At 40.4% G+C, this 16,206-nt stretch carries 12 protein-coding genes; 6 read left to right on the top strand and 6 right to left on the bottom strand.

Annotated features, from left to right (window positions below; translation table 11 throughout):
- Positions 1-5 precede the first annotated feature (5 nt).
- Genes ACTIEV_RS04355 through ACTIEV_RS04345 form a run of 3 tightly spaced genes read left to right on the top strand, consistent with a single transcriptional unit; the run spans position 6 to position 2,669 of the window.
- A complete protein-coding gene (locus tag ACTIEV_RS04355; RefSeq protein ID WP_439516189.1) occupies positions 6-899 on the top strand; it encodes a hypothetical protein in 894 nt (297 codons plus the stop codon).
- Between the two features lie 39 nt (positions 900-938).
- On the top strand, positions 939-1,847 hold the full coding sequence (locus ACTIEV_RS04350; protein WP_322195907.1) for an FkbM family methyltransferase: 909 nt from the start codon (positions 939-941) through the stop codon (positions 1,845-1,847).
- Between the two features lie 9 nt (positions 1,848-1,856).
- Positions 1,857-2,669, top strand: a complete 813-nt coding sequence (locus tag ACTIEV_RS04345; protein WP_322195906.1) for a TylF/MycF/NovP-related O-methyltransferase — start codon at positions 1,857-1,859, stop codon at positions 2,667-2,669.
- A 50-nt stretch (positions 2,670-2,719) separates the two neighbouring features.
- On the opposite strand, the gene ACTIEV_RS04340 is transcribed toward ACTIEV_RS04345, so the two are convergent.
- Complete coding sequence (locus ACTIEV_RS04340) at positions 2,720-3,580, bottom strand: hypothetical protein (RefSeq protein ID WP_322195905.1); 861 nt, start codon at positions 3,578-3,580, stop codon at positions 2,720-2,722.
- 84 nt (positions 3,581-3,664) lie between these two features.
- Between ACTIEV_RS04340 and ACTIEV_RS04335 the strand changes: the two genes are divergently transcribed.
- On the top strand, positions 3,665-4,858 hold the full coding sequence (locus tag ACTIEV_RS04335; RefSeq protein ID WP_322195904.1) for a glycosyltransferase family 9 protein: 1,194 nt from the start codon (positions 3,665-3,667) through the stop codon (positions 4,856-4,858).
- 282 nt (positions 4,859-5,140) lie between these two features.
- On the opposite strand, the gene ACTIEV_RS04330 is transcribed toward ACTIEV_RS04335, so the two are convergent.
- The gene (locus ACTIEV_RS04330; protein WP_439516188.1) at positions 5,141-5,923 is read right to left on the bottom strand and encodes a glycosyltransferase family 2 protein; all 783 of its coding nucleotides are present in this window, start codon (positions 5,921-5,923) and stop codon (positions 5,141-5,143) included.
- 9 nt (positions 5,924-5,932) lie between these two features.
- Positions 5,933-6,688: a menaquinone biosynthetic enzyme MqnA/MqnD family protein gene (locus ACTIEV_RS04325; protein WP_439516187.1), complete on the bottom strand. Its 756-nt coding sequence runs from the start codon at positions 6,686-6,688 to the stop codon at positions 5,933-5,935.
- A gap of 59 nt (positions 6,689-6,747) precedes the next feature.
- On the opposite strand from ACTIEV_RS04325, the gene purB reads away from it, so the two are divergent.
- Both purB and ACTIEV_RS04315 read left to right on the top strand, forming a co-directional pair.
- Entirely contained in the window at positions 6,748-8,094 is a 1,347-nt protein-coding gene (gene purB / locus ACTIEV_RS04320; RefSeq protein ID WP_439516186.1) for an adenylosuccinate lyase, read from the top strand.
- Between the two features lie 70 nt (positions 8,095-8,164).
- On the top strand, positions 8,165-9,160 hold the full coding sequence (locus ACTIEV_RS04315) for a bestrophin family protein (protein ID WP_439516185.1): 996 nt from the start codon (positions 8,165-8,167) through the stop codon (positions 9,158-9,160).
- A 107-nt stretch (positions 9,161-9,267) separates the two neighbouring features.
- Here the strand turns inward: ACTIEV_RS04315 and ACTIEV_RS04310 are convergent, their stop codons facing one another.
- The 3 genes from ACTIEV_RS04310 to ACTIEV_RS04300 all read right to left on the bottom strand — a co-directional run bounded on the left by ACTIEV_RS04310 (position 9,268) and on the right by ACTIEV_RS04300 (position 16,204).
- Positions 9,268-12,870 carry an amidohydrolase family protein gene (locus tag ACTIEV_RS04310; RefSeq protein ID WP_439516184.1) on the bottom strand — a complete coding sequence of 1,201 codons (3,603 nt, stop codon included), beginning with the start codon at positions 12,868-12,870 and terminating at the stop codon, positions 9,268-9,270.
- A gap of 250 nt (positions 12,871-13,120) precedes the next feature.
- Positions 13,121-13,654: a DsrE family protein gene (locus tag ACTIEV_RS04305; RefSeq protein WP_439516183.1), complete on the bottom strand. Its 534-nt coding sequence runs from the start codon at positions 13,652-13,654 to the stop codon at positions 13,121-13,123.
- Positions 13,655-13,963: 309 nt separating this feature from the next.
- Positions 13,964-16,204, bottom strand: coding sequence for a Tex family protein (locus tag ACTIEV_RS04300; RefSeq protein ID WP_439516182.1), 2,241 nt, complete (start codon positions 16,202-16,204; stop codon positions 13,964-13,966).
- Positions 16,205-16,206: the final 2 nt, after the last annotated feature.

Below are 16,206 nucleotides of genomic sequence, written 5' to 3'. Positions count from 1 at the left end.
ACCTGATGTCATTCGTACAAAAAATATGGACAGACTGGAAGCTCAGTTTTAATCATCGTCAAAAAGAACAGCGCTTTAAAAATGGTTTGGCGGTGGCTCCTCAGGTACTGAAGCCATTGACTCCCATTACCGGCAATGCTGTACATTTCAAACATACCGGACATGCGGGGGATGTCATTTATTCCATACCTGCCATGAAGGCATTGGCCAATGGGAAAAAGATACATTTATATTTTGAATTACATCAACCCAATCGCGATTTTACCAAACAGATGCGTCACCCCAATGGCAATGTAATGCTGACCGAGAAAAGTGTTGCATTGTTTGCTCCGTTAATGCAACAGCAACCTGAGATCGAATATTTCGGAGCCTGGAAGGGTGAACCCATCCATTATGATCTCACCGCATTTCGATCTCTACCATTTGATTACAGAATGTACAGTATCACCAGATGGTATTTCCTGACATTTGCCGTAACTGCAGATCTTGGTAAACCATGGTTACAGATTAATCCGGACAGTCGTTTCTCAGATAAAATTGTGATCGCCCGAAGCAGCAGATACCATGCACCGGAAATCTCTTACGCATTTCTTTCAAATTATGAAAACCTGTTTTTTGTAGGTGTGCCTGAAGAATATGAGATGATGAAAAAAGAGATCCCGGATCTGCAATATCAGCCGGTATCTGATTTTGCAGCCCTTGCAGCCATTATTGCAGGCTGTAAACTATTTATCGGAAATCAATCTTTTCCTTTTTCGCTGGCAGAAGCCTTGAAAACACCCAGGATCCTTGAAGTATACCATCAGTGTCCGAATGTAGTACCTGAAGGCGCAAATGCGTATGACTTCTGTTATCAACCGCAATTTGAAAAGATTGTATCAGATCTCCTGAACAGGTAGTAATATTGCCGGAGGCAAAGTCATTATAAAGTACCCGCTATGCGTAAATTGATCAGGTCTGTCTTACAAATTTTTGGATATGACATCATCAAAGTGAATGTTCACAGTGATAAAAAAAAGAACAGGATTAAAAAAGTGATGGTAGGCAATTACTTATTGGAGATGCCTGGTAATAATCCTCAAATCAGTACTTACAAATACGACCCAAGTGCCAATAGCCAGTTAGGACGCTTATCGGCTTGCATAGCAGGTAAGTATCCTTCACTTTCTGTATTAGATGTTGGCGCCAATGTTGGTGATACCATTGCCATCATTAAATCGGCCATTGAACTGCCTGTGATTGGCATTGAGGGGGATGATTTTGCTTTTGATTTTTTGAAAAAAAATACCATGTCACTTAAAAATGTGACGCTGATTAAAACTTTTTTAGGAGAAAAAATTGAGAGTAAGCGTATCTCCATGGAAAAAACAGGATGGAATACCACACTGATACCCAATGAAGAACAGGGTGAAATGATTCATCTGAAAACATTGGATGAAGTTTTAGGAGAGGAACACTTGTTAAACCGTACTTTAAAATTATTGAAAATAGACTGTGAAGGTTTCGATACCATTATCATCAGAGGTTCTGCAAAACTCATTCGCGAAAAAAAACCTGTGATCTATTTTGAATACAATAGAACCAATATGGAAGCCATTCAGGAAGAGGGGCTTTCTACCCTCTTAACTTTGGGTGAAGTAGGGTATAAAAACGTGATTCTATTTGATAATAAAGGTAGATATCTGATGAAAGTACCTATTGACCAGGTAGGTATCCTTGAGGACCTTCACCGTTATGCAAAAGATGGTGGTAGCTGTATTGCCTATTATGATATCTGTTTGTTTCATGAAGATGATAGTGAACTTGCAGCACAGTTTATAGCATCTGAAAATTTATTACAACCTTAAGGAATGGTTATGAGTGAATGGAAAAAATTTCTGATCAGCATAAAAGGGTATTTCAAAAAAAGAACCCCAACACAACAATTGCTTAACAGAATTCATACACAGGAAATTCTTGGTAATATTTTTCGGATCGGTTTCTCGTATTGGGGACCTTTTTTCACGGCTTATCAACCCGATTCACATACTGCTTTTCTAGCTCATCCTGAATTTAAAGAATTACAAAAAAGATTTACCGCTCATAATCAAAGAAACAATGGCGGTGATACTGCCAGGTTATGGAGCTTTATACTCAACTGCAAACAGGTTTTATCAGAAGGTATCCAAGGAGATTTCGCTGAACTTGGTGTATGGCGTGGTAACACAGCATCGATTCTGGCGCATTATGCATTGAAACACCAAAGACAGGTATTTTTATTTGATACGTATGAGGGATTTAGCAAAGAAGATCTTCAAGGGATTGATGAATCAAAAGATACTGACTTCAATAATACATCGATTGAATTGGTAAAAAAAGTGATCGGCCCCGCTACTGATTGCTGTCATTTTGTAAAAGGTTTTTTTCCTGATACCATTACTTCAGATCATGCATCAAGATCTTATGCGATCGTGAGTTTGGATTGTGATCTGTATGCCCCTACCAAAGCAGGACTAAGCTTCTTTTACCAGAGAATGCCCAAGGGTGGATTGTTTTTATTACATGATTACTCTAGTTTACACTGGGATGGATCCCAAAAAGCGATTGATGAATTTTGTAAAGAAACCGGAGAGCATATCATTTTGATGCCTGATAAAAGTGGTAGTGCTTTTTTACGCAAAACAAAGTAATTGTGGAACCGACATCACAAATGATGCATTCATAAAACTCATTTCAGCTTTTAAAGGTCTAGTTTTCTGGGATGTCCCGGCTTATGGTACAGATGATACCGAGGAGGTTCATAATGATTGGCAGCAGTAAAGGGGCCTATAAAATGATCCCCCATCACATCCTCTCGAACAAAATAGGCATTTACACCGGCAAAACAACAGCCCACCAGTTTATACCCTTTTTCAGCACCGAGTTTGCAAAAGGATTCCAGACTTGCCCCTGTATTACCGGTACCATCCCACATGGCACCCGCATCATACTCAATTACATACTCACAGCCGGGTCTGAAGATGGCATTGTATTCAACAATGACTACTCTTGGACGATATTGTTGAATGGCTTTCCAGACATGATAATCGTTTCTGTCGATATCAATGACTAAAAGATCGGGTTCTGTTGGTACCCCTGCATGCTGAAGCAGAGATTCAATATTTTCTGCTGTAATAAATGCCTGAATGGCTTTCAAATCGCCACGTTGTATGGCTTTTGCACAAGATGCATGAATGGATGCAATATTTCTTTCGCTGCCATCCATCCATAATCCTTTCCAGCCTTTGAAGAGAAGATACGTACTATTGGTTTCTTTTCCATCTTCTACCCCGAATTCTACAAAGTATTGATTTGTGGTGCCTATGCGTTTGAATATTTCTTCAATGATACCATCATCCCCAACTTGGGAAAAAGCCTGGAACTCATATCGGTTCAATTTATCAGGCTGTTGATACCGTGGATTTCGATACAGGTGTTCAAGCAAGAACTGCTCAATTTGAAGATCATTGATCCGGGAAAGTCTTGTATCCATCTGTTCCAGATTCAATGTTCGACGCAGTTTGGTGTATAAACGATTCTTCAGATCACCTATAAAACCCATATTACACTGTTTTAATGCGGTAAAAATAGGCAAATACAACCGCTAAATCTGTGAATCGGCGGCAAAATTGCTTTGAAAGAGTCTATGTCAAATCATCTTTTCAAAGTGTACATTTGTGAGCATCATTCGACTTATTCATTGAACCGCATTAAAGGAATCATATACGACATCATCGGATTTCTCGCCAGTATTGGTTTTCGGCAGAAGTCTGCTCAAAAGAAACTCCTCATCGTTCGAATAGATGAGATCGGAGATTATATGCTATGGCGCAACTTTCTGAATGAGATTACAGCTGCACCAAGGTATCATGGATTTGACATCCATTTCGCAGGCAATAAAAGCTGGAAATCTTTATTCGAAACATTTGATGCAGATGTCGTACACAAATCATTCTGGATCGACAAGATACGATTCAAGAAAGATTTGAAATACAGGTATCGTTTTTTGAGGATGATCTATCGCCAGGGATATGATACTGTTATTAATCCAACTTTTTCCAGAGACAAAAGATACGATGACAGTATCGTGAAAGCCGCATCTGCCAAACATCGTATTGGTATGGTAGCCAATACAGAAAGTGTTCAACCTTATGAAAGAGGATATGACCATGGATTATACACTCGTCTTTTTGACTATCTTGAGAAACCTGTTTTTGAATTCTTCAGGAATCAATTATTCACTGCATTTGTAACCGGTATTGAATCGTCTGTGGAAGATACCCGTGTGCCTCAACCTTTACTCACATCCTTTGAAGGGTTACCCCAAAAATTTGCCGTCATATTTCCCGGCTCTAGAAGTACCAGTCGAATATGGCCAACCAATAATTTTATTGCGGTAGCTGCACATCTTTTCCGTACACAAGGATTCACCATGGTAGTTTGTGGTGCAGCTGATGATAAAACTTATACGGATGCTTTTTGTTCAGCATATCAATACCCTGTTATCGATTTAACCGGTAAAACCACATTGACAGATATGTTATCGGTATTGGCACAAGCATCTTTATTACTCTCTGTGGATACCGGATCTGTACATCTGGCAGCAGCAGTGGGGTGTCCGGTAATAGGCATCTTCAATGGTTCTCAGTATAAAAGGTTTGCACCCTACCCAAGTTCTATAGCCCCTCATTTCTATGCTTGTTATCCGGATACTATTGAAAAAGAGTTAGCGGATGAGCATCTTGTCAGGACAAAATATGAATTTGTAATTGCTGAACCTTATGCGAATGTTTTACCGGAAAAAGTGATCAAGACAATAGATACATTCTTAGGAAAATAAATAGTTACCAATATGTTGTGCTATTTAAAATCACTCTAATTATCAGAACTCGATATTACTCCTGGGCCGAATGGCCCCGTCCCTGTTCCTCCGCCTTAGGCAGACATTGACCTCAAATCATCCGCCGCGGCGGATAATCTGTCTTCGCTGCGCTTGACACCGACCCCAATGAGGCCCGTCCACAGGGACTGATTAAAAATTATTTATTTTGACAGCCTTATGCTTTTCAGTTTTTAATATGTCTCTTTATTTTCCGAATAAATAAAGAGCACAACAGATTAGTTACCAGTTTTCCAATCCCATTTTCTTTTTTAAGCGGAATAACCATTGACCAAAACTGCTCTGTAAAAGATGATGCAGGATTGTCAATCGCCATTGCCATAAGATCAATTTCAAGGAAGTTCCGAAATGTCGAGTATACACTTTCTTACTTTCTTCCAATGATCTTACATACTGTAAAGAGCTGATACCCGTGTCATCAAAAATGGCAATGGTTTTTGGAAGATAGAGATAGGATTCATGAGCCAGTCTACACATCATATCATAATCCATAGCAATTTTATAATCGCTGCTATATCCACCTACGCGTCGGTACGCTTCTCTTTTCACAAACCAAGTTGGATGCGAAATACTACGCATGCCTCTGTATAACTTAGATTTTTCAAAAGCTTTCCCTACCACCACTTGCTCTCCTCCTCTTATCAATTGTATGTTTCCACTGATCCATTGAACAGATGGATGCGATTGAAAGAATGCCTGTACTGTTTCCAAAATATCATCACCACCATAGATATCTCCTGAATTCAGCAAATGGATAATATCCATTGTAGCCTTATCGATTCCTTTATTGAAAGCGTCTGCAATTCCTTTATCGCGTTCATTGATCCATTTACGATAAACAGGTTGAGGTGTTTGTTCCAACCATTTGGCAATTTCATCTGTAGTTGAACCATTGATGACCCAATGTTCTTCCGGTTGACGGGTCTGCTTATCCACCGACTGACAGGTCTTTTGCAGATCCGCCAGGTTATTGAAACAGATGGTAATTACAGAGATCCCGTTCATAAAAATCACTTAAGACAGATTCGGAAGTTCAGATAGTTTTTGCAGAAAGAGCTGTAATCCTGCTTTTTTTTCTGCATCCAACTGATAACTGATATTCTTGGAATAATATTTTTTGAGATCATAATGCGGAAACTCAATATCCTTTACCACTTCATCCAAATGCGATATTCCGTAGGCATTTGCACGATTGAATGCGTCAATGAAATCCTCATCCAATACTTTGTTGGATACCCAAGCCGCAAACACAAAGGGCAATCCCGTATGTTGTTGCCAAGCCAGACTTAAATCGTAATAGTACTTTGAATGTTGATGTTGTGCCAATGCCCTATCTCCTATCACAACCGCTGCTGTTGTGCCCTTGATGCGATGTCGATAATCTGCCGTAGCATTCTCGATGGCAACCTCTTTTTTCCAAAACTCCTGTAACAAAATACGAGCAAGATTAACAGAGGTACGGCTTTGATAATCCAGAATCAATGTTTCTATTGCTTCGATGGGTACTTCACTAAAGATACCCACAGAAGCTACTTCACCTACCGCTCCAATACAATAATCTGTAATGATATGCGCTTCTTGTAAATGTGGAATGATGGCCACAGGCACCAAACCAACATCAACCTGATCATTGAGCAGCATAGCCGCTATATTCGCAGGAAAATCTTCGGTTACCTCCACTTTATCCATTAAGCCGGATCTACGTACCCCCAACATCAGTGGACGGGTATTTAAATAACTAACGGCTCCAATCCTTATTCTCTTGTCCAATTCAGCTAAATTTGCATGCAAAGAAAACCAATAATCAATAAATAACCTCAATTTCCCCAATGGAACTCAACCACCTTTCCGCTGTTACCCCTATCGATGGCCGTTATCGTAAACAAGTACAGCATCTGGACAATTACTTTTCTGAATTCGGACTGATCAAATACAGGGTGCTGGTGGAGATTGAATATTTCTTTTTTCTGGCTGACAAACGTTTTTTCAAATTACCGGCAAAAGCAAAAGCACATTTGCAAAAAGTAGCCAATCAGTTCAGTTTCGATGATGCTCAGCAGATCAAACAAATTGAGTCAGTTACCAACCACGATGTAAAAGCCGTTGAATATTTTCTGAAAGAGCAGTTGGATAAAGCAGGTATTCCTGATTTAAAAGAATGGATTCACTTTGGATTAACTTCACAGGACATCAATAATACCTCCATCCCATTGAGTTGGAAACATGCCATGGAGCATGAATATTTGCCGGCACTGGTGAATCTTCAAAATCATCTCTACCAACTGGCTCTAAAATGGAAAGATGTGCCCATGCTGGCACGTACACACGGACAACCGGCTTCTCCTACTCGACTGGGAAAAGAGATCATGGTTTTTGTAGAGCGGATTAATCATCAGATAGAAATGTTTGCCAGCATTCCATATGCTGCCAAATTTGGAGGAGCTACCGGCAATTTCAACGCACATCATATTGCTTTTCCAAAGAAGAATTGGGTGGCTTTGGGCAATGAGTTTGTAGAGAATATATTGGGCTTACAAAGAATGCAATTCACCACCCAAATCGAGCATTATGATTGTTTAGCGGCTCATTTCGATGCCATCAAACGCATCAATAATATTTTGATTGATTTGTGCAGGGATATCTGGACTTATATCAGTATGGATTATTTCAAGCAGCAAACTAAAAAGGGTGAAGTGGGTTCTTCTGCTATGCCGCATAAAGTCAATCCGATTGATTTTGAAAATGCAGAAGGTAATTTAGGGATGGCCAATGCATTACTTGAACATCTGTCTGCAAAACTACCCATCAGTCGTTTACAAAGAGATCTGACTGATTCTACTGTCTTACGTAATATCGGATCACCGGTAGCACATGTGGCTATTGCTTTTAAATCTATTGAAAAAGGATTGGGTAAATTATTACTAAATGAACCCAAGATCAAAGAAGATCTTGAAAATAACTGGGCAGTAGTTGCAGAAGCCATTCAAACCATATTAAGAAGAGAAAACTACCCCAACCCCTACGAGGCTTTGAAAGATCTCACACGCGGCAATCATAAAATCGACAAAAAAGCAATGCAGCAATTCATTCAGTCGCTGAAAGTGAGTGCTGCAGTGAAAAAAGAGTTGAAAGCGATTACGCCGGCTAATTATACGGGAGTGAATCCGGGGTATTAGGCACCTAGCACCTTGCACCCAACATCCAAAACTTCTTCCCCATATGTATTTTTTTATCTAACTTTTCCCAATGCATATCGGGAACCATTACAAAATAAAAGAGTTTCTTTTCTGGACGAGAAGAGATATTTATCGACTATTCATACTGGCTACAATACCTACTGCTTTATACCAATTATTGGATTGGAAGTGGTTGGCGATACCTTGGGTACCCATTGCGATGATTGGTACTGCAGCAGCATTTATCATTGGTTTTAAAAATACACAAACCTATAACCGTCTTTGGGAGGCCCGACAAATCTGGGGTGGTATTGTGAATACCAGTCGGTCATGGGCGATGATGGTTAAAGACTTTACCGGAGATGCCCAACTCAACAAAAGCATCCATCAAGAATTGATCTATCGTCATCTGGCCTGGCTTACTGCATTGAGGTATCAACTGCGAGAAACAAGACCCTGGGAAAACATCCATAAGTCTTACAATATTGAATACAGAAGATTCTATACCATACCGGAACACCAGATGCCTTTTGAAGAAGCTTTACAACCCTATTTATCTGTATCTGATTTTGAATATGTATGGAGTAAAAAGAATCGTGCCACTCAACTGATTAGCTTACAGTCTGCCCGACTTCGACAATTAAAAGATCAAGGATTGATTGACCCGTTGAATTTTGTAGAAATGGAAAATCAATTGGTGGCTTTGTATGATTCACAGGGACGTTGCGAACGCATCAAAAACTTTCCTTATCCTCGTCAATTTGCAAGTATCAATTTATACTTTATCCGCCTCTTTACGTTTGTGGTTCCCTTAGGTCTTTTACAAGAGTTTCATCAACTGGGTGAACACATGATCTGGCTCAATATTCCTTTCAGTGTGATTGTAAACTGGGTCTTTAATACCATGGAAAAAATTGGTGAAGCCACCGAAAACCCATTCGAAGGAGGCGCAAACGATGTACCCATCAGCACCCTTTGCAGAACCATAGAAATCGACCTCAGAGAAATGTTAGATGAAACAGATATACCTGCTCCTTTGGCTGCAGTGAATAGTATTCAAATGTAATCTTTGATTTCTTGATCTTTGATTTCTTGAATGTTGTTTGACAATGAATAATTTGTTTACACAAGTCTATCAAATCAAGAAATCAAAGATCAAAAAATCAAAGATATTTACTCCTTCACCGTCGTCGTCACTTTCGGTGCTTCTTTGGTCCAGGAGCTGATATCTAATTTTCTGGTGGTTGGATATACTTCATCCAGTGTATTACCATCATACATACGTCCGTTTTTAATGACGTAGCGAATGGAATTGGTATTTCTGATATTCTGTAAGGGATTCGCATCCATGATCACCAGATCTGCCAACTTACCGGATTCAATACTTCCCAAATCCTTATCCAGTCCCAATGCTGTAGCACCCAGAATGGTAGCCGTCTTCAATGCATTTAGCGAACTCATTCCACCACTCGCCACACTCCATAGTTCCCAATGGTAACCGAGACCTTGTAACTGACCATGACTACCAACACCTACTAAGCCGCCTTGTTGTACCAGACTGTTGCTGCCTTGTGCATGTTTCTGGAACACATGATCTTCCGGTGTAAACCATCCGCCATTACCACCTGTTCTTCTTCTTGCTTTTCCATTCAGTTCCTCATAAGGTGTGAAGCGATTCAATTTCGGATCCTTCAATGGATTTTCAGTAGTGTAATAATAGTTCTCTGCCCATGGACCTCCATAAGCCACTAGCAATGTTGGCGTATGTGCCATTTTGCTTTCGGCAATGGTTTTAGTAACATCCTTATACAATGGAAATATAGGAATCGCATGTTCTACACCCGGATACCCATCCAATATGTGGGTCATATTGAGTTTGTAATCCAATCCACCTTCTGTGGTAGGCATCAATTTTTGTTCTTTTGATGCCATGATGATCCACTGACGTTGTTGACGTACGCCGGTCAGATACATTTTGATGTACTGTGTTTTGTAATATTTGCTGTACTGCTCCAGTACTTTTTTAGTTTGATCCAAATCGCGCAGGTTATACATCCAATAACCCACACCCGGACCTGTACTATAAATTCTTGGACCAGGAATGGTTCCTGCTTCTACCATATCACCATAGGTCAACACATCTGTTGTAGCTGTTTGTGGATCACGAGTGGTTGTAACACCGTAAGCTAAGTTCGCAGCATAAATCCAAACGGTATTTTTATGCAAGCCCCAGAATGGCCACATGTGAGAATGGGTATCGATAAATCCGGGTGTGATGGTCTTTCCGGAACAATCTACTACTTTGGCGCCCGCCGGAGCTGATAATCCTTTCCCAACCTGTTTGATCCTGTTATTGACGATCAAAATATCGCCACGTTCTATCACTTCATCACCTTTCATGGTTACAATTCTGGCATTACGCAGCAGAATGGTACCGGTTGGAGTATCTTTTTCATAATATACTTTCACTTGTACTTCTGCCGGACTATATTTTTCTTTTTTCTTGAGCTCTGCTTTATCCAAACTATCCTGTTTGGCTTTTGCAGGATCCGCTTTTAAAGCCGCTGCGAGATCCGCTGCTTTTTTCTTTGCAAGTGAATCAGCTAATTTTTTTGCATCCGGACCTGCTGCTGTTAATGCTTTGATACTATCAGCAGCACGCTTAGCTTCTGCTTTCTTCGCATCTTTTACAGAATCTTCTACAGCTTCTGCTCTTTCTGTATCATATACCCAGTGTCCATTACCTAAACTCCAGTGAACTTTTTTTCCATCTTCTTCCCATGCAGGAAATTCACCACCGATCTCAGTGAGTTGTCTCGAAGGAAAAATACTTGCGGAAGGTTCTGCAACATTAATATTCGGAGTTTTACCCGTTTCAGGAATGTTTACTACATAAATATTATTATTGACTTGCGCCAAAGCTTGGTTACCCACCGGAGCCATTAAAATAATACCTGCTGCTGATGGCATAGGCTGTGGTTCTCTGGCATCCGATGACTCAGGAAGCATACAGTGATTCAATGGATTAGACACCGACATGTATCTTCCCATTACATATTCTTTACCATTCGATACCGGTTCATTGTGCGCATCTCCATGTCCATCCAATACTGAACCAAAAGTGGTAATACCGGTAATACGAACATGTGTTTTTAGATCAGTACCATCCCAACGAATGGAGATCAAAGCCCCACCACCTCCATTCAAGAAAATTCTTTCTGTGTCTTTGGTGAAATGTATATTACCTCTATTCCTCGCCATATCTACCACTTTGATATCACCGCCATTTTCATTCATCCACACGATCTCTGCTTCTGCTCCACTAAAGAATGGATCTTCTGCGTCTTTGAACAAACGTTTAGGTCCACGAAAGAAAGCAATGCGTTGATTATAACTCCATGCCGGTTGCATATAGAATGCAGCTTCTGACGTTAATTTGGTCACTTGATTGGATCCAACTGTTACTTTATACAGATGTCCACCTTCTTTTTCTTCCCAAGTTGCAAATACAATCTGTCTGCCATCCGGACTCCAGGCCGGCATGGCTTCTGTAAAGTTGTGATGGGTAACTCGCGCCGGAGTTCCATTGGGATAATCCATCACATACAATCGATTCAATACAGTGAATGCTAATTTTTTGCCATCCGGACTTGGTACTGCATCCCGAATTTGAGATGCCAAAGCATGTGTGGTGTCTTTGATGTCATAATTAAAATACAAACGAGGTCCCAATTCCAGTTTAACATCTACATCCATGGGTATTTCTGTTGCCGCATCTCCATTCACCGGTATTTTCCAAATCTTACCACCATAGCTGGCAATCAAATGTTTACTATCAGGTGTGAAAGCCATACCGGGTAATACACCTTGCGGAGCAATACTTTCTTGTTCATCACGTTGAACAGGATATGCCAACCATCTTTCATCTCCACTTTTCAGGTTTCGAATCACCAAACCTGTTTTGTCATTATACCTCGATCCGAATACCATCCATTGTCCGTCTTTACTCAATGTGGGAGTAAATGCAGAACCATAACGAGTAGTAATGGTATTGGTCAAACCTTTATCACGATCATAAGTACCGATCTGGTATTGTGGTAACAATGCGTTGTAATTCCATGAACCATTACGCTGACTATAATAAACGGTTTCGCCATCCGGACTTACGAATGGATCTATAGTTTTCAATGATCCGGGTACATCATTTAATTGAATACCACCACCTCCATCTGCATGGAACATCCATAAACGCGGTAAACGTCTCCCTCTGCTGGCAATGACATAATTACCATCGGGTGTCCATACCGCATTGACATAATCATCTACTCTGGTCTTTGTAAGCTGAAGAGTGTCTTGCTTTTGCATATCCAAAATCCAGATATTATCACTACCGCTTCTATCGCTTGTAAACAAGAGTTTTTTGCCATCCGGACTAAAACGAGGATGCGTTTCATACGCAAAGCCTTTGGTAACAGGTGTTGCCTTACCACCCGTGATTGGCATGGTATAGATATCACCCATTAAATCAAAAGCAAGGGTATTGCCATCCGGACTTACATCTACACTTATCCAAGTACCTTCTTTGGTATTAAAGCTGATCTCTCTGGACGGCTTTAATGGGAGGTCTTTAAAAGTGGTATACACGGGGGTGTCTTTTTTAGTAGAATCTGCAAAAAAAGACGAAAGCAAACGCAGCTCACCTTTGTCAGACGGCAACCACGTAGTCATCAAGGCAGCAGAAGCAATTGCTATCCCTGAAAAAAATAGTTTTCTCATTCGGTACGATTTTGGGGAGATAAGATACTAAGGAAAATGAATTGGTTGCTGGATTGAGCAGAAAATTACATGGGTGGCGGGATAGGTTATGGGTACTAGGTACTAGGTACTAGGTACTAGGTACTAGGTACTAGGTACTAGGTACTAGGTAAAAAAGTGCGGGGAATCTTTTTATTGTGTTCGCCACGCTTTTTTCAGAGAAGATTACACATCAGAAATCCTACATCTGCCATCTGACATCCAAACCATCTCACCATTTAATCGTCGCGTAGCCTTTCAATTGATGTGTTGTAATGGTGGTTAAAGCGGAAGTGGCAACACCTACACCGGGGGCTAATGTGGAGGGATCAATACCTCTTTTTTTGAGGGTTTGTCCACATACTACGATCTTCACACCCGCATCCACCAATGCTTTGATCATGGGTAGATTCGGATTATCTACTTTATATCTTGCTTTATAGGCTTCATTATTCATGACGGTGTATCCGGCAGCATTATGCACCGCAATGACCATGTTGATTTTTTCTTTGGGTACACCTCCTACTCCATGTAAGTTGAGTAAGGTACAGGCAGCTTCAATTCCCAAGTTAATGGTATCAGGTTTGCTACTGGCCATAACAAGATCTACCAATAGTTTATAGTTCATTTTGGGATCCGGCTTTTCTATCGCATCCGGTATTTCGTATACCGGACCAAAATCTTTGATAATGGGATTCACTTTATCCTGTGAAAAGGAAGTGGCAGCAACAAAAAATGCTACTATGAGCGATGCGATCTTTTTCATGATGACAATTTAGAGGCAACAAGATAGCGTATGTTTGGTAATCAGATGAACCGTTCATCAACACATTTTTAACCACAGTGGCGCAGAGTTGTACACGGAGTTACACAGCAATTTCACCTTTAGTCAAAAGCAACATTCATCAACTCGTATTTTAAGACCCCACTCCCAACTGTCAGATTAAATAGTGACTTCTACACTACACCTGATCAACGCTCTTATTCTCTTGCCGGACTAAAGTCCGGCGCTATGTAAACTTGTACCCTGTTTACTTGAAACTTTCTTGTTTCCTGTTTCTTGTTTCTTCTCCTCCTATTTTCCAAACTTTTTCTTCAACGCGCTCAAAGCATCATTCACACTCAACGCAGACAAATCTTCTTCCTGACGCTTGAAACTTTCCTGTCGTCTTGGCTTCCTGTCTCCTTGTACCCTTTCCTCCCCACTTGCTTGTTTAATGGATAAGGCAATACGCTTGCGATGCACGTCTACCTCCATTACTTTCACTTGCACTTTTTGTCCGAGCTTTAATGCTTCCCCGGGATCGCTGATGTATCGATTGGCAATTTCACTGACGTGAACCAATCCATCCTGCTTTACACCTATGTCGACAAATGCCCCAAATCGGGTAAGATTGGTAACAACACCGGGTACGATCATTCCAATATGTACATCTTCTATTTTGTATATCTGTGCAAATTCAAATTGCTCCAATTCATTACGTGGATCTAGTCCGGGTTTTTTTAACTCATTCAGGATATCACGCAAAGTCAATTCTCCAAACTGCTCTGTCACATATTTCTTGGGATCGATCTTGCTCACCAATGTTTCATTTCCGATCAATGCTTTGACATCTACCTGTAAATCTCCGGCCATCTTTTCTACAATAGGGTAAGCTTCCGGATGAACTGCACTGGCATCTAAAGGATTATTCCCTTCTTTGATTCGTAAAAAGCCTGCGCATTGTTCAAAAGCTTTTGCTCCCAAACGAGGCACTTTCAATAATTGGTTTCTCTCTTTAAATTCTCCGATCTCAGAACGATAACGAACAATATTATCTGCCATGGTTCCTCCAATACCACTCACATAGGCCAGCAAATGTTTGCTTGCGGTATTCAAATTAACCCCAACTGTGTTTACACAGCTCACCACAGTTTGATCCAATCGTTCTTTTAAACGAAACTGATTGACATCGTGTTGGTATTGTCCAACCCCAATACTTTTTGGATCGATTTTTACCAATTCCGCCAATGGGTCCATCAAACGACGACCAATACTTACCGAGCCGCGAACAGTTACATCCTGATCTGGAAATTCTTCCCTGGCTGTTTCAGAAGCTGAATAAACAGAAGCGCCATCTTCATTCACCAAAAACACAGGCAAACCCAATTGCATTTTCTTGATGAACTGCTCGGTTTCTCTTCCTGCTGTACCATCACCAATGGCAATGGCTTCTACTTTGAATTGTTCTACCAGTTTCCGAATCTTATGTTCACTTTCGTATACACGATTGTTTTCATGTACATAGATCAAATCTGTTGTTTGAAGATCTCCTTTGTTATCCAGACAAACCACTTTACAACCTGTACGATAACCGGGGTCAATGGCTAGAATATTTTTTCTACCCAATGGTGCACTCAATAATAACTGACGAAGATTTTCAGCAAATACAGTGATTGCTTCCTCATCGGCTTTTTGTTTTAAAGCTGTTCTGAATTCAGATTCCAAACTGGGTTGCATCAATCTTCTATATGCATCACGAATCGCTTTTCGCAGATGATCAGACCATGGGTTCATGCCTTTGATGTATTGCTGTTCCAGTAAATACAAAGCATCTTCTTCTAATGGAGCAATGCTCATTCGTAATACACCCTCCAAAAATCCACGAAGTATCGCGAGTATTCGGTGAGATGGAATTTTATGGATAGGTTCTGAAAAATCGAAATAATCTTTGTATTTAATTCCTTCTGTTTCTTTATCGGTCAACACTTTGCTTTGTATGGTAGCTGTGTCTTCAAAAAGTTTACGCATTTTGGCACGCGCTTCTGCATTTTCATTCACCAGTTCGGCAATAATATCTCTTGCGCCTTGTAAAGCATCTTCTACGATTATTATCTTATCATTGATATATTTAGCAGCTTCTGTAAGTACATCATCTTGCTGCTGCGTTAACATCAAATCTGCCAACGGCTCTAAACCATTTTCCCTGGCAGTTTGCGCTTTGGTTTTACGCTTAGGTTTATAAGGCAGATAAATATCTTCGAGTGCTGCAATTGTTGTGGCTTTATCAATTTTAGCTTGAAGTTCTTCTGTCATTTTACCCTGCTCGGTAATGGCTTTTTCTATAAAGGTTTTACGTTCTGTAAATTCTTTGAGAAACTTGGCTTCATCCTGAATTTGTTGGATCTGCACTTCATCCAATCCACCTGTTTTATCTTTTCGGTAACGGGCAATGAAGGGAATGGTAGCACTTTCTTCGAAAAGATCCAATACGGCTTGTACTTGTGTTTGTTTGAGATTCAGTTTACCTGCGATAGAGGGAGTAAAACCAGACATAC

Source organism: Sediminibacterium sp. (assembly GCF_051861365.1).
Taxonomy (GTDB): Bacteria; Bacteroidota; Bacteroidia; order Chitinophagales; family Chitinophagaceae; genus Sediminibacterium.
The sequence above is the reverse complement of the archived record's forward strand: the minus strand, read 5'-3'. Positions and strand labels throughout refer to the sequence as shown.

What these genes read in the sequence shown, in the direction of transcription:
- ACTIEV_RS04355 (WP_439516189.1), top strand. Translation starts at nt 6, where the DNA reads ATGTCATTCGTACAAAAAATATGGACAGACTGGAAGCTCAGTTTTAAT.
- ACTIEV_RS04350 (WP_322195907.1), top strand. Translation starts at nt 939, where the DNA reads ATGCGTAAATTGATCAGGTCTGTCTTACAAATTTTTGGATATGACATC.
- ACTIEV_RS04345 (WP_322195906.1), top strand. Translation starts at nt 1,857, where the DNA reads ATGAGTGAATGGAAAAAATTTCTGATCAGCATAAAAGGGTATTTCAAA.
- ACTIEV_RS04340 (WP_322195905.1), bottom strand. Translation starts at nt 3,580, where the DNA reads ATGGGTTTTATAGGTGATCTGAAGAATCGTTTATACACCAAACTGCGT.
- ACTIEV_RS04335 (WP_322195904.1), top strand. Translation starts at nt 3,665, where the DNA reads ATGTCAAATCATCTTTTCAAAGTGTACATTTGTGAGCATCATTCGACT.
- ACTIEV_RS04330 (WP_439516188.1), bottom strand. Translation starts at nt 5,923, where the DNA reads ATGAACGGGATCTCTGTAATTACCATCTGTTTCAATAACCTGGCGGAT.
- purB (WP_439516186.1), top strand. Translation starts at nt 6,748, where the DNA reads ATGGAACTCAACCACCTTTCCGCTGTTACCCCTATCGATGGCCGTTAT.
- ACTIEV_RS04315 (WP_439516185.1), top strand. Translation starts at nt 8,165, where the DNA reads ATGCATATCGGGAACCATTACAAAATAAAAGAGTTTCTTTTCTGGACG.
- ACTIEV_RS04310 (WP_439516184.1), bottom strand. Translation starts at nt 12,870, where the DNA reads ATGAGAAAACTATTTTTTTCAGGGATAGCAATTGCTTCTGCTGCCTTG.
- ACTIEV_RS04305 (WP_439516183.1), bottom strand. Translation starts at nt 13,654, where the DNA reads ATGAAAAAGATCGCATCGCTCATAGTAGCATTTTTTGTTGCTGCCACT.
- ACTIEV_RS04300 (WP_439516182.1), bottom strand. Translation starts at nt 16,204, where the DNA reads ATGTCTGGTTTTACTCCCTCTATCGCAGGTAAACTGAATCTCAAACAA.